This window comes from Ruegeria sp. AG6 (genome assembly GCF_056541565.1).
This window is the reverse complement of record NZ_JBQFYQ010000001.1, coordinates 1,014,246-1,027,918: the sequence shown is the minus strand read 5'-3', so window position 1 is coordinate 1,027,918 and position 13,673 is coordinate 1,014,246. Positions and strand designations below refer to the sequence as shown.

At 58.5% G+C, this 13,673-nt stretch carries 10 protein-coding genes; 7 read left to right on the top strand and 3 right to left on the bottom strand.

Features of this window, described 5'->3' with window-relative positions; translation table 11 throughout:
• Positions 1 to 46 precede the first annotated feature (46 nt).
• On the bottom strand, positions 47 to 508 hold the full coding sequence (locus ACR0I0_RS05100; protein WP_480490431.1) for a peroxiredoxin: 462 nt from the start codon (positions 506 to 508) through the stop codon (positions 47 to 49).
• Positions 509 to 588: 80 nt separating this feature from the next.
• Between ACR0I0_RS05100 and ACR0I0_RS05095 the strand changes: the two genes are divergently transcribed.
• From ACR0I0_RS05095 to ACR0I0_RS05080, 4 genes are all read left to right on the top strand, one after another.
• A complete protein-coding gene (locus ACR0I0_RS05095; protein WP_480490429.1) occupies positions 589 to 3,963 on the top strand; it encodes a YhdP family protein in 3,375 nt (1,124 codons plus the stop codon).
• Positions 3,964 to 4,005: 42 nt separating this feature from the next.
• Positions 4,006 to 5,052: a tRNA preQ1(34) S-adenosylmethionine ribosyltransferase-isomerase QueA gene (gene queA, locus ACR0I0_RS05090; protein WP_171631735.1), complete on the top strand. Its 1,047-nt coding sequence runs from the start codon at positions 4,006 to 4,008 to the stop codon at positions 5,050 to 5,052.
• Positions 5,053 to 5,163: 111 nt separating this feature from the next.
• Complete coding sequence (locus tag ACR0I0_RS05085) at positions 5,164 to 6,435, top strand: MFS transporter (protein ID WP_171631739.1); 1,272 nt, start codon at positions 5,164 to 5,166, stop codon at positions 6,433 to 6,435.
• 109 nt (positions 6,436 to 6,544) lie between these two features.
• Positions 6,545 to 7,120, top strand: coding sequence for a DUF924 family protein (locus ACR0I0_RS05080; RefSeq protein WP_171631742.1), 576 nt, complete (start codon positions 6,545 to 6,547; stop codon positions 7,118 to 7,120).
• 46 nt (positions 7,121 to 7,166) lie between these two features.
• On the opposite strand, the gene ACR0I0_RS05075 is transcribed toward ACR0I0_RS05080, so the two are convergent.
• Entirely contained in the window at positions 7,167 to 7,601 is a 435-nt protein-coding gene (locus ACR0I0_RS05075; RefSeq protein WP_480490426.1) for a hypothetical protein, read from the bottom strand.
• Positions 7,602 to 7,814: 213 nt separating this feature from the next.
• On the opposite strand from ACR0I0_RS05075, the gene lpdA reads away from it, so the two are divergent.
• The gene (gene lpdA, locus ACR0I0_RS05070; RefSeq protein ID WP_171723078.1) at positions 7,815 to 9,209 is read left to right on the top strand and encodes a dihydrolipoyl dehydrogenase; all 1,395 of its coding nucleotides are present in this window, start codon (positions 7,815 to 7,817) and stop codon (positions 9,207 to 9,209) included.
• Between the two features lie 153 nt (positions 9,210 to 9,362).
• On the opposite strand, the gene ACR0I0_RS05065 is transcribed toward lpdA, so the two are convergent.
• A complete protein-coding gene (locus tag ACR0I0_RS05065) occupies positions 9,363 to 10,748 on the bottom strand; it encodes a M20/M25/M40 family metallo-hydrolase (protein ID WP_480490424.1) in 1,386 nt (461 codons plus the stop codon).
• 325 nt (positions 10,749 to 11,073) lie between these two features.
• Here ACR0I0_RS05065 and hemA point away from each other — a divergent pair, with 325 nt between their 5' ends.
• Both hemA and ACR0I0_RS05055 read left to right on the top strand, forming a co-directional pair.
• Positions 11,074 to 12,297 carry a 5-aminolevulinate synthase gene (gene hemA / locus ACR0I0_RS05060; RefSeq protein ID WP_152458284.1) on the top strand — a complete coding sequence of 408 codons (1,224 nt, stop codon included), beginning with the start codon at positions 11,074 to 11,076 and terminating at the stop codon, positions 12,295 to 12,297.
• Positions 12,298 to 12,426: 129 nt separating this feature from the next.
• Positions 12,427 to 13,632 carry a helix-turn-helix domain-containing protein gene (locus ACR0I0_RS05055; RefSeq protein ID WP_480490422.1) on the top strand — a complete coding sequence of 402 codons (1,206 nt, stop codon included), beginning with the start codon at positions 12,427 to 12,429 and terminating at the stop codon, positions 13,630 to 13,632.
• Positions 13,633 to 13,673 lie beyond the last annotated feature (41 nt).

Here is a 13,673-nt window from a genome sequence, read left to right as displayed (position 1 = left end):
TTGGTCCTGTGGCTCTTAAACCGGATGGCGACCGTGGTCGAGGACGTTACAGCGCGCGCACGGCTTCCAGCACCTCGTCCACGTGGCCGGGAACTTTGACCTTGCGCCAAACGCGGGCAATTTTGCCTTCGGGGTCGATGACAAAAGTCGAACGCTCGATCCCCATCGATTTGCGCCCGTACATGTTTTTTTCGACCCACACGTCGTAGTCTTCACAGACGGTCGAGCTCTCATCCGACAACAGCGGTGTGGTCAGCCCATGCTTGGCGACGAATTTGTCATGTTTGGCGACGCTGTCGCGCGAGATGCCGAAAACTTGTGCGCCCGCATCGGCAAAGGCCTGAAGTTGTTCCGAGAAACCGATGGATTCCTTGGTGCAGCCCGGCGTATCATCGCGGGGGTAGAAAAACAGAACCACGGTGCTACCGCGCAACGCCGAAAGCGTCACCTCGCCGCCGCCGTCGCGCGGCAAAGTGAAGTCAGGGGCGATGTCTGAAACGTCGGGCATTGGAAACTCCGCTAAAGGTTTTTAAAGGCTGCCTGATATCATAGGGCAACGCGTGCGGGTTGGAAGGCGTGGATAGCAATTTGAAGCAGCACGAAGACGGTGACGGAGCACGGCCCGTTAAGCCCGCGCGCCGTCGGTCTCGCCGTCGGGCCGCTGGTCTGTGGGCCATGCGCGGCACTTTCGTGCTGGTGTTGCTGGCGCTGTTCACCGGTTTCATGGTTGTCGGGCAAAGAATGCACGCACCCGTCTGGCTGCGGGACAGGGTCGAGGCGCGGCTTGAACAGGCATTGGGCGGGCTGCAAATCCGGTTTGGCGACGTGAGTTTCATCATTTACGAGGGATGGCGACCCCGTCTGCGTCTGACCGATGTGGCCATCAGCGACGCTGAGGGTCGGCAAATTGCGCAGGTGTCCGACATGCGCGCCAGTCTGGCGATGCGCCCCTTGTTGCGGGGGCACGTTCGTCCCAAAAGGATAATTCTAAGGGGTGCGCAGGTCGCCGTGACCCGAGACAAGGACGGGGCGCTGAGCCTTACGGTCGGGTCCGGCAGCGCACCGGTGCAGGAGGCCCCGAACCTGGCACAGCTTATCGAGGCTTCGGATCAGGTCTTCCTGTCTCCGGCCCTGTCGGCGCTGACCTCGGTCGAGCTTGATGCGATCACACTGGATTATCGAGATCTTCGGCAGGAGCGGTCCTGGATTCTGGACGGTGGGCATATTCAAGCCAACCGAGCCGGCAACGAAGTGCGCTTGGCAACCGGGTTTTCGGTTCTGGCGGGGCGTGACTATGTCAGTGCCATCGAGGCCAATTATACAAGCGTTCTGGGCACACCTGCCGCACATTTCGGAATCTCGGTCACCGATCTTCCGGCCGAGGACATCGCGGGCCAAACGCCCGCACTTGCCTGGTTGCAGGTTCTGCGGGCCCCGATCTCGGGTGCCTTGCGCGGTGGTGTCGATGAAAACGGCGCGATAGGAACCTTGTACGCCACGCTGAATCTGGGGGCGGGGGCGGTGCAGCCAAACCCGGAAACACGCCCGGTTCCTTTCGAAGCAGCGCGCACCTATTTCACCTATGATCCCGAAGGCCAGATCCTGAACTTCAACGAAGTTTCGGTGGTCTCGGCCTGGGGTGAAGTACAGGCTGACGGAAAGGCGTTTCTGGAAGGTGTGGAAGATGGCGTGCTGGACAGCCTGTCTGCACAGTTGCGGCTGTCCGGTATCAACGTAAACCCGGCAAACCTGTTCCCGCAGCCTATTCAGCTTTCGCGGGCCAGCCTGGATTTCAAGATGGCCCTCAATCCGTTCCAGCTGAATCTGGGTCAGATGACCATAGAAGATCCGGGTCACACGGTGCGTGCCTTTGGTGTCCTGACCGGGCGGCCGGATGGCTGGGCCGTCAAGCTGGATGCACATTTGGATCAGATGACCTCAGACAAGGTGCTCAGTTACTGGCCCGAACGTCTGGCCCCGAAACCGCGAGAGTGGGTGACCGAAAACCTGTACGAAGGGGTTCTGTCGGATATGGATTTTGCCCTGCGCCTGCTGCCCGGATCCAAACCCGATCTCTATCTGGATTTCGGGTTTGAAAAGGCGAAGGTCCGATTTGTCAAAACCCTGCCGCCGATCGAAAACGCTCAGGGTCAGGCCAGCTTGCTCAATCAACGCTTTACCGTCACTGCGCAGCAGGGCGTTGTGATTGCGGATGACGGCGGTGCTGTTGATGCGTCGGGGACGTCCTTCATCATACCCGATACGGATATCAAGAAATCCGCGCCGGCGATTGCGCGCATTCAGGCCAAAGGCAGCGTGACGGCCGCGTTGTCTTTGTTGGACCGGCCTCCGCTGGAATTGCTCAGCAAGGCGGGGTTACCCGTTGATGTGGCAAAAGGAACGGTGTCGCTTGCGGGAACCCTTTCCCTGCCCTTGAAAAAGGGTCTCAAGTTTGACGAGACCGAGTTCCATTTCGACGGAAGGTTGGCCAACCTGTTCAGTGACCGCTTGGTGCCCGGATTTGACATCAGTGCTGATCTTCTGGCCCTTTCTGGTGATCAGTCCGGCGTTCAGATTCAGGGGCAGGGGCAGTTCGGGGACGTACCGCTGACGGCGCTCTGGCGGCAGCCGATAGACGGCAAGTCTGAACAGCGAAGCACCCTGACCGGTCAGATCGAGCTGTCGCCGCGATTGATGGATGAGATCGGCGCCGGTCTGCCTCCGGGGATGCTGACCGGCAAAGGGATTGCAGATATCACGTTGGGGCTCGGCGCCGGGGTTGCCCCGAAATTGTCCGTCACGTCCGATTTGCAGGGTGTCGCGCTAGCCATACCCGAACTTGGTTGGAGAAAGGGGGCCAATTCGACCGGCTCTCTGACGGCCGAAGCGACTTTGGGGTCGCAGTTGAAGGTGGATAGCCTGCGCATAAATGCAGCGGGTTTGCGTACAACAGCCTCCATCACGTTTCGTGAAAACGGCGAATATGACCGGGTTCGCTTCACCTCTTTTGACCTGGGCGATTGGCTGGCGGTCCCGGCAGAGCTGATCGGGCGCGGAAACGCCATGCCGGATATCCGTGTGCTTGGCGGCGTCCTTGATATGGGCCGCGCGAATTTCGGCGAAAGCGGCGGATCGGGCGGCGGGGGCGGTGCCGGGCCGAAACTGGACGTGACGCTGGATCGCCTTCAGGTTACGGAAACCGTCGCGCTGACCGGGTTCCAGGGTGCCTTTCAGACGACCGGCGGAATACAAGGGAACTTCACCGCGCAGGTCAATGGTGGCGCGCCGGTCAGGGGGCAGGTCAGCCCCAGAGGGAACCGAAGTGCCGTTGACCTGACGTCGCAAGATGCGGGGTCCGTGCTGCGATCGGCCGGAGTACTGACACAGGCGCGGGGCGGAGAAATGACCCTCAAGCTCGAACCTGTGGCCGCAGCCGGCAGCTATGACGTGATACTGAGAATCACCAACACACGGATCACCGACGCCCCGGCCATGGCGGCCTTGCTGAATGCCATCAGTCTTGTGGGCTTGTTGGATGAAATGGCGGGGCAGGGTATCTTTTTTGCAGCAATCGATAGCCGGATGCGTGTCACCCCCACAGACATCAAAGTGCTCAGCGGCAGTGCCGTCGGCCCGTCGATGGGCCTGTCTTTTGATGGCACCATCGACACGGTGAACGGATTGCTGAACCTGCGCGGTGCGATCTCGCCCATATACCTGCTCAACGCAGTTGGCAGCGTGTTTACGCGCAAGGGTGAAGGCGTTTTTGGCTTCAACTACACTCTGACCGGCCCGCTTGCCTCGCCCAAAGTGTCGGTAAATCCGTTGTCCGGTCTCGCACCTCTGTTCCTGCGCGACCTGATGCGCGCCCCGGCCCCCAAAGTTCAGGATGGTCCGAACGCAGTGCCGCAGAAGCCGGATGAACCCAAACGCACATTCGGCTCATCCCCAAGTGACCGATGACAGGATATGGCCGAATCTGATGCAGGGTTGTAAGGCGCGGGCATGAAACTCAGCGATTTTGATTTCCATCTGCCCGAAGACCTGATCGCCACGCGGCCGGCCAGCCCGCGTTCCTCTGCGCGTTTGCTGGTGGCGCAGGGGGATGCAATCACGGACAGCCATGTTTTCGACCTGCCCGATTTCTTGCGGCCCGGCGACCGGCTGGTGTTGAATGACACACGGGTTATTCCGGCGCGACTGAACGGCCGGCGTCACCGAGACAGCGCGCAGGGGCCGGTTTCCGCAGGGATCGAGGCCACTTTGCTGGATCCACAGGCCGATGGCACATGGTCTGCGTTGATCAAGCCGCTCAAGAAGGTGAAGCTTGGGGAAGAGATTGTCTTCTCGGACGATCTCAGCGCCACGCTGGACAGGGTTGCGGATGGCCAGGCGCATCTGCGCTTCAATCTCAGCGGCGAGGATTTCGACGCGGCGCTGGATCAGGCCGGAGCAATGCCTTTGCCGCCCTACATCGCAGCCAAACGTCCGGCTGATGAACGGGACAAGACGGACTATCAGACCATCTGGGCAAATCATTCAGGCGCCGTGGCCGCCCCGACCGCATCGTTGCATTTCGATGAGGCGCTGATGCGGGCGCTGGCAAAACGGGGGGTAAGCTTCACGCATGTGACGCTTCATGTGGGGGCAGGGACTTTTCTTCCGGTCAAGGTTGAGGATGTCACAACACACAAGATGCATGCTGAATGGGGGCAGGTAAGCCCCGGCGCCGCCGCCGAGATACAGGCAACCAAGGTCGCCGGCGGGCGGGTGATCCCGGTAGGGACAACGGCTTTGCGCCTGATCGAAAGTGCGGCAAGGTCAGGAAAGATTGAACCCTGGGAAGGCGAAACGGATATCTTCATCTATCCCGGTTTTGAATTCCATGTCACTGACGCATTGATGACCAATTTTCATCTGCCGAAATCCACGTTGCTCATGCTGGTTTCGGCACTGATGGGACAGGATCGGATGCGCGATGTCTACGCGCATGCCATCGCCCGGAAATACCGGTTCTTTTCCTATGGCGACGCGTCGCTTTTGTTCCCTTGAGAGGCGCGGAAACAGTATCACGGATCGGGAATGTCGTAGACAAGCGCGACGCAGGCGGTCTTTGATCGCAGAACGACATTAAAAACAGGTTGGCATTAGTCGGAGGCCCCAATGATTCAGGTCCTTTCCAGCGCATGGGCGCTGCTGCTCGGCATGGGGTTGCTGATGGTCGGAAACGGCCTTCAGGGCACGATTCTGGGTGTGCGGGGTGAGATCGAAGGCTTTTCGACCTTCGAGATGTCTTTTGTCATGTCGGCTTATTTCCTGGGCTTTCTAGGCGGCTCACGCCTTGCGCCCGAGATGATCCGGCGTGTTGGCCACGTGCGGGTCTTTGCGGCCCTTGCGTCGTTCATTTCAGCCGTGATGATTATGTATCCCATGCTGACAAACCCGATCGCATGGATTCTGGGCCGGGTGGTGATCGGGTTCTGTTTTTCGGGCGTCTATGTCACCGCCGAAAGCTGGCTCAACAATGCGGCCAGCAACGAAAATCGCGGGCAGGCGCTGTCGCTCTATATGATCGTCCAGATGACGGGGATCATCAGTGCGCAGGCGCTTGTTCTTGTTGGGGACCCGGCCGGTTACGAGACCTTTGTGATCGCCTCGATCCTGGTTTCAGTGTCCTTCGCACCGATTTTGCTGTCAATCTCGCCCACACCGGCCTTTGATACCACCAAACCGATGACCCTGAAGAAACTACTGGAAACCTCGCCTCTGGGCTGCGTGGGCATGTTTCTTCTGGGGGGCGTGTTTTCGGCGCAGTTCGGCATGGCGGCGGTGTATGGCGCCCGGGCAGGGTTGTCGCTAGTTGAAATTTCGACCTTCGTTGCAGCGTTTTATGTTGGTGCGGTGGTCTTGCAATACCCTTTGGGCTGGTTTTCTGATCGTATGGATCGCCGCTTTCTGATCTTGCTTGTGGCGCTCGCCGGTGCCGGTGGCGCAACGATCGCTATGATGATGGGCGGATCGTTTCCAATTCTGCTTGCTTCGGCTTTCCTGATCGGCGGTATGTCCAACCCGCTTTACTCCTTGCTGATTGCGCATGCGAATGACTTTCTGGATCACGAGGATATGGCGGCCGCATCCGGTGGGCTGGTATTCATCAACGGTCTGGGCGCGATTGCCGGGCCGGTGATCACCGGATGGCTGATGGGGGATGCCGTATTCGGGCCACCGGGCTTTTTTCTCTTTATTGCGGCACTGTTACTCGCAATGGCACTTTACGCCCTGTATCGGACGACGCAGCGGGCATCGATACCCGTGGACGAAACCGGCACAATGTCGACGCTGTATCCAACAGCTTCGCCAGTTGCGTTTGAAGTGGCACAGGAAGTCGCCATCGAAGCCGCCGAGGCCGAACAGGCTGAGCAGGAAGATGCCTAGGACACAGGATTATGTCGCAAGTGTTGCAATATGTTACTGTAACAGTTCTGCAAAACGGCCTTAAATGACGTTACGTCCAGACTACGGGCACAAGACGGAGTTTAAGGCAATGGTAACGCCTGAAGAAGTATTGAGTTTTTGGTTAGATGAGGTGGGTCCAAAGGGCTGGTACAGTGAGGATGAAGCGCTGGATTCAGAAATCCGCGCACGTTTTCAATCAACGTGGGAGGCTGCGGCCGAGGGCAAGTTTTCGCTCTGGCTGACCTATCCCAGCGGGTCACTGGCTTACATAATTTTGACGGACCAATTTCCACGCAACATGTTCCGCGGGCAAGCGCGTGCTTTCGCGACGGACCGAGCGGCCCTGGCGGCTGCGAAATGCGCGGTGGACAGAGGTTGGGACAAGAAGATCGATGAACCGGCCCGGCAGTTCTTTTACCTGCCGATGATGCATTCGGAAAATCTGTGTGATCAGGAACGCTGCGTGCGTCTGATCTGTCAGAACCTAAGCGGCGATACAAGCAATCTGCTGCACGCCCGTGCGCATCGTGAAGTGATCCGCAAGTTCGGTCGTTTCCCTTACCGGAACAAAGCACTGTCGCGCAGCTCAACCCCCCATGAAGTGGCTTACGTCGACATGGGCGGCTATGGCAGCACCGTACGACAACTGCAAGCGATGGCCTGAGATCGCTGATACATGTTGTTCGCCTCGGTTGTTCGCGCGGGGCGCTTCAGGATCCCGGCTCACATCCTTTGAACGCCAGGACGCGTTCGGATGCGATGTCTGCTCCGGCCTGTATGGCTTGGGCGATCAGAACCTCTGGTGTCTCCGCAAGTTCTGTGAATCGCTCCTGCGCTGTTTGTAGCTTTTGGTCAACCGCGTTCAGGCGTCGCAATGTTGCCTGGATATTTTGAGCGGTTTGACTGTCCGTAACCTGGTTTTCCCTCATCAGCGTCGCCAAATCGTCACGCAACGCGGAAAGTTCGCCCCGAATGCCCTTCGCCTCATCCCGAAAAGGGGCAAGAACCTGTACGGCCGCTGAGAATTCTGCCGAGACGCTTTCGACTTTCGATGCCAGCTTCCAGCCTAAAAACAAGCAAAGCGCCACAAGTATCAAAGTTGCGTTAAGCAGAGCAAGCGCGAGATCTTTCAGTGTTTTGGCCATGGTAAACCCCTTGAATTCAATGTCTTCACGAATGTCCGAGCGGCGTCGGCAGTTCCGTTCTAGCCATAGCGCGGGCCGGGGTATAGGCTGAAATCCGCACATTCAGGCATGGTTTACCTTGCGTCTCATTTGTCGCGGGAAGGCGTGTTGATGCGTTTCTGGAAATAGTTTAATGGTAAACTAAATTTTCACCACCTGCGCCGAGAGGAACACATGGCTGCACAATCCTATGATCTGATCGTAATCGGAGCTGGCCCCGGTGGCTATGTCGCCGCCATCCGTGCGGCCCAGCTTGGTCTGAAAACCGTCGTGGTCGAGCGCGAGCACCTTGGTGGCATCTGCCTGAACTGGGGGTGCATTCCCACCAAGGCATTGCTGCGGTCCTCCGAAGTGTTCCATCTGATGGAACGCGCCAAGGATTTCGGATTGAAGGCCGACAAGATCGGTTACGATCTGGACGCGGTCGTCAAGAGGTCCCGTGGTGTTGCCGGGCAGCTTTCGGGCGGCATCGGCCATCTGCTGAAAAAGAACAAAGTCGCCGTGGTGATGGGTGAGGCAACAATCCCCGCAAAAGGCAAAGTCAGCGTCAAGACCGACAAGGGCACCGAAGAACTGACGGCCAAGAACATCATTCTTGCAACCGGCGCACGGGCCCGCGAACTGCCCGGTCTCGAGGCTGACGGCGATCTGGTCTGGACGTACAAGCACGCGCTGCAACCGCCCCGGATGCCAAAGAAACTGCTGGTCATCGGCTCGGGCGCGATCGGCATCGAATTTGCGAGTTTCTACAACACGCTGGGGGCCGACACGACGGTGGTCGAGGTGATGGACCGCGTGTTGCCCGTGGAGGATGCGGAAATCAGTGCCTTGGCCAAGAAAGCCTTCATCAAGCAAGGCATGACCATCATGGAAAAAGCCATGGTCAAGCAGTTGGATCGCGGCAAGGGCAAGGTCACCGCTCATATCGAGGTCAAGGGCAAGGTTGAAAAGCACGAGTTCGACACCGTTATCTCGGCTGTCGGGATTGTTGGGAATGTCGAAAACCTCGGGCTCGAGGCACTGGGCGTCAAGATCGACCGCACGCATGTGGTGACGGATGAATATTGCCGCACCGGCGTCGATGGCCTTTATGCGATCGGTGACATCGCGGGCGCGCCCTGGCTTGCACATAAAGCCAGCCACGAAGGTGTCATGGTTGCCGATCTGATCGCGGGCCAGCATGCGCATCCGGTCAAGCCCGAAAGCATCGCCGGATGTACCTATTGTCAGCCGCAGGTGGCCTCGGTGGGATATACCGAAGCCAAGGCCAAAGAGCTGGGTTACGACATCAAAGTCGGTCGCTTCCCCTTCATCGGCAACGGTAAGGCCATTGCTCTGGGCGAACCGGAAGGTCTGATCAAAACCGTGTTCGACGCCAAGACAGGCGAATTGCTGGGGGCCCATATGATCGGCGCGGAAGTCACGGAACTGATTCAGGGCTATGTGGTTGGGCGGCAGCTGGAGACCACCGAAGAAGACCTGATGAACACGGTCTTCCCGCACCCGACTCTGTCAGAAATGATGCATGAAAGCGTGTTGGATGCGTATGGTCGCGTGATCCATATGTAACGTCATACGCGTGTTGCGGTCGGGCAGGGGGCTCTGCCCCCGCCTTGCTGCGCGCGGCTCCCCCGGGATATTTTGTGCCAGATGAACAAGGGATCCTTTATTCATCTGGCGGCAAATATCCCGGAGCGCGAGGCAGAGCCTCGCTGAAATCCGTTACTGGTTCAAAGCATCCAGAATGCGGGCCCACGAACGGATGCCCTTGTGAAAGCTCTTGACGTCGTATTTCTCATTCGGCGAATGGATGGCGTCGTCCTCGTTGGCATAGCCGACCAGCATCGAATCCAGCCCCAGAACGGTATTGAAGTACCCGACGACGGGGATCGAGCCGCCCATGCCGGTAAACACCGCTTCGCGGTCCCACTCGTCCGACAGTGCTTTGCGCGCGGCTTCGAATTCCGGGCGATCGATATTCATGACCGAAGCGGGCGAACCTTCCAGATCGTTGTCCCAGACAACTTTTGCATCCGGGGACAGGCGATCCTCGACATGTTTGCGGATATTGCTGCGCAGCGCGTCGGGGTCCATGTCGCCGACCAGTCGGCACGTGATTTTACAATGCGCTTCCGAAGGGATAACGGTTTTCGAGCCTGCGCCATTGTATCCGCCCCAGAGCCCGTTCACCTCAAGTGTTGGGCGCGCCCATTGCTGTTCGAGCGTCGAATAGGCTTTTTCGCCGTGCGGCTGGGTGTAGCCGACCGAATTCAGATAATCCGCTACATCGAAGCCGCAATTCTGCCACTGGAGCAGCTGGTCCTGGGGCACTTCATGAACGCCTTCATAGAAACCATCGACCGCGACACGCCCGGTTTCGTCATCATAGAATGAGGCAACGATTTTCGACAGCTCGCGCAGCGGGTTCAGCCCCGGGCCACCGTAATGGCCGGAGTGCAGATCGATGCGGGGCCCGATGATGGTGAACTCGTCCTTCAGCATGCCGCGCAGCTGCGCGGCAATCGACGGAACACCTCGCGATACCATGGATGTATCGCAAACCAGCGCCAGATCCGCTTTGAGTTCGGCCGCGTTTTCTTCGAGGAAGGGGACCAGAGAGGGTGAGCCGGATTCCTCTTCGCCTTCAAAGAAGAAGGTGATGCGGCAGGGCAGGGATCCGTGCACCGCTTTCCAGGCGCGGCAGGCTTCGACGAATGTCATCAACTGACCTTTGTCGTCCGATGCGCCGCGCCCGCGGATAACGGGGCCGTGCTCGGTATCTTCGATGGCGGGGTCGAACGGGTCGCGCGTCCAAAGGTTCAACGGATCGACAGGTTGCACATCATAATGGCCATAAAACAGGATATGGGGTGCATCCGAGTCCTCGCCCACATGGCCTACGACCATCGGGTGCCCCAGAGTTTCCCGTTTTTCTGCTGCAATTCCGATACTGTTGAGGTCGGCAACCAGCCAGTCGGCTGCACGGCTGACGTCGGCCTTGTACGCGGGATCGGTTGAGATCGAAGGGATGCGCAGCAGCTCCATCAGGCGGTCGATCGAGGTTTGCAGATCTTCGTCAATCCGGTTCAGCACGGTGTCTAGCGACATGGGGATCTCCTGCTTGTCAGTGTTCGGGCGAACCCTAGCAGCGTTGACAGCGCCGTCCAGAGCGGTTGATCTGAATTGTTCATGCAATCACGAGCCCGCGAATGACGTTGCGCGGGCTGCGTCGTTTCCACGCGTCCGATAGCCGGAACTCTACTTGCCGTGAGCATTGCAAACTTATATTTGATGCAAATCAAAGTTGGGTTCACCTGTTCGGCTGTAACCAGCTGAATAAAGTAACACAAAGCTGCTGATACAGGTTAAGCTGTGGGATGTGGCAGACTAATTGCCCAAGGGAAACCGGAAACGGGCATTCAAGGAGGGTCCGTTGGACTATACTGCTCAGCTCGATTCAGCGATTGCCAGGCTGCATGACGAAGGACGTTACCGGACCTTTATCGATATCGAACGTCGCAACGGTCATTTTCCGCACGCGGTGCGCACGCGCCCGGACGGCTCGCAGCAGAACATCACCGTATGGTGCGGCAATGACTATCTGGGCATGGGCCAGCACCCTGTTGTTCTGAACGCAATGCACGAGGCGGTCGAAGCCGCAGGTGCCGGGTCGGGCGGTACGCGCAACATCTCGGGGACAACGGTCTATCACAAACGGCTCGAGGCCGAGCTGGCAGATCTGCATGGCAAGGAAGCCGCGCTTTTGTTCACCAGCGCGTATATCGCCAACGACGCCACGCTCAGCACGCTGCCCAAGCTGTTTCCGGGGCTGATCATCTATTCTGACGCGCTGAACCATGCTTCGATGATAGAAGGGGTGCGCCGAAACGGCGGGGCCAAGCGCATCTTCCGTCATAACGACGTGGCGCATCTGCGCGAATTGCTTGAGGCGGACGATCCCGCCGCACCCAAGCTGATCGCCTTTGAATCTGTCTATTCGATGGACGGTGATTTTGGTCCGATCGAAGAAATCTGCGATCTGGCAGATGAATTCGGCGCGCTGACCTATATCGACGAAGTGCACGCGGTGGGCATGTATGGCCCGCGCGGTGGCGGCGTGACCGAGCGTGACCGGCTGGCACATCGGATCGACATCATTAATGGCACTCTGGCCAAGGCCTATGGCGTCATGGGGGGCTATATCGCCGCCAGCGCAAAGATGTGCGATGCCGTGCGGTCTTATGCGCCGGGCTTTATCTTTACGACATCGTTGCCGCCGGCAGTTGCCGCAGGAGCTGCTGCATCCGTTGCGCACCTGAAAACCGCGTCTGAGCTGCGCGAGCAGCACCAGACTCAGGCGAAGATCCTCAAGCTGCGGCTGAAGGGAATGGGCCTTCCGCTGATCGACCACGGCAGCCATATCGTGCCTGTGATCGTCGGCAATCCGGTGCACACCAAGAAGCTCAGCGATATGCTGCTGGACGATTATGGCATTTACGTGCAACCGATCAATTTCCCGACCGTCCCGCGCGGAACCGAGCGTCTGCGTTTTACCCCGTCTCCGGTGCATGGACCCGACGAAATGAACCGTCTGGTGCAGGCGATGGACGAACTTTGGTCACATTGTGCGCTAAATCGCGCCGAACTTGCCGGATAACCTAACGCCAAAGTGTGCAACGAGTTTGCCGCGTGTTAAGCTTACGCTAACAAAACGAGTAGACGAATCATTCTGGGGATGATTCGCCACTTACGCGAAATACGCGACAGGCAGAATGGGGCAGCAGGGATGATTGGGCGCAGATCTCAGCGCGAATCCGAAGAGGACGTAGATGTCAGACCAAAGGGGTTTGACGACTACGAAGTTCGCCTAGGCGACAAGATGCGCGGTGAACGCGCAACGATGGGCAAATCTCTTCTGGATGTTCAGCGCGAGCTGCGGATCAAAGCCAACTATATCGCTGCAATTGAGAACGCTGACCCTGATGCGTTTGATACACCCGGCTTTATCGCCGGGTATGTGCGTTCCTATGCGCGCTATCTGGGTATGAACCCTGATGAGACCTTCGCGTCTTTCTGCAAGGAAAGCGGATTTGAGGTTGCGCATGGCATGTCCGCAGAGGCCTCGGTGGTGCGGAAACCTTCGGGGGCTCTGCCTGCGCGCGGCCCGATGGGGCGGGATCCGTTCATTTCGCCCAATACGCCCTATATTCCGGGCAAGGAGTCTCTGGTCAGCCAGATTGAACCTCGCGCAATCGGTTCGTCGCTGGTTTTGCTCGCGGTGATCGGTGGCATTGGCTATGGCGGTTGGGCTGTTTTGAACAAGATTCAGCAAGTTCAGGTCAGCCCGGTTGAACAGGCACCGGTGGTTCTGTCTGATCTGGATCCGCTGGATGCGGTGCGCAGAAAATTGTCAGATGATGTTACGGAAGTGGCAAGCGCCGAAGCATTGGACCGTCTCTATCGTCCGCAGGCACTGGATGTTCCGGTGCTGGTTGCGCGGGATGCTCCGATCTCAACGCTTGATCCGCGCGAGGTTGGAACCTTCCGCCCGCCCGAATTGCCGAAGTTCGAAGTGGCTGAACTGCACACGGTCGAAAAACCGGCCTTGCCGCAAGTGGTCGAACAGATCGATACCACGCTAAAGATCGTGGCGGTTGATCCGGCATGGATGCGCGTGACGGCTGCGGATGGCAGCGTCATTTTCGAAGGTACACTGGGAACCGTCGAGCAGGGCAGTGTATTCGAAGTGCCCCTGACGGAAGAACCGCCGACATTGCGTGCGGGCGCGTCGGGATCGGTATATTTCGCGATGAACGGTGAACATTACGGCCCGGCGGGTGCTCCGGGCACGGTCGCCAAGGGTGTTGTTCTGTCGAAAGACGCCGTGTCCGAGGCCTATGCCGTCGCCGATCTGGAGGCGGAACAGAACAGTGCGCTCAAGCAACTGGTGGCGGAACTGCAAACCGAGGCGACAGAAACGCCCGCCGAGTGATCTAGCCATTGCGATAACCCTGTTGCCGAACTATCTACAAT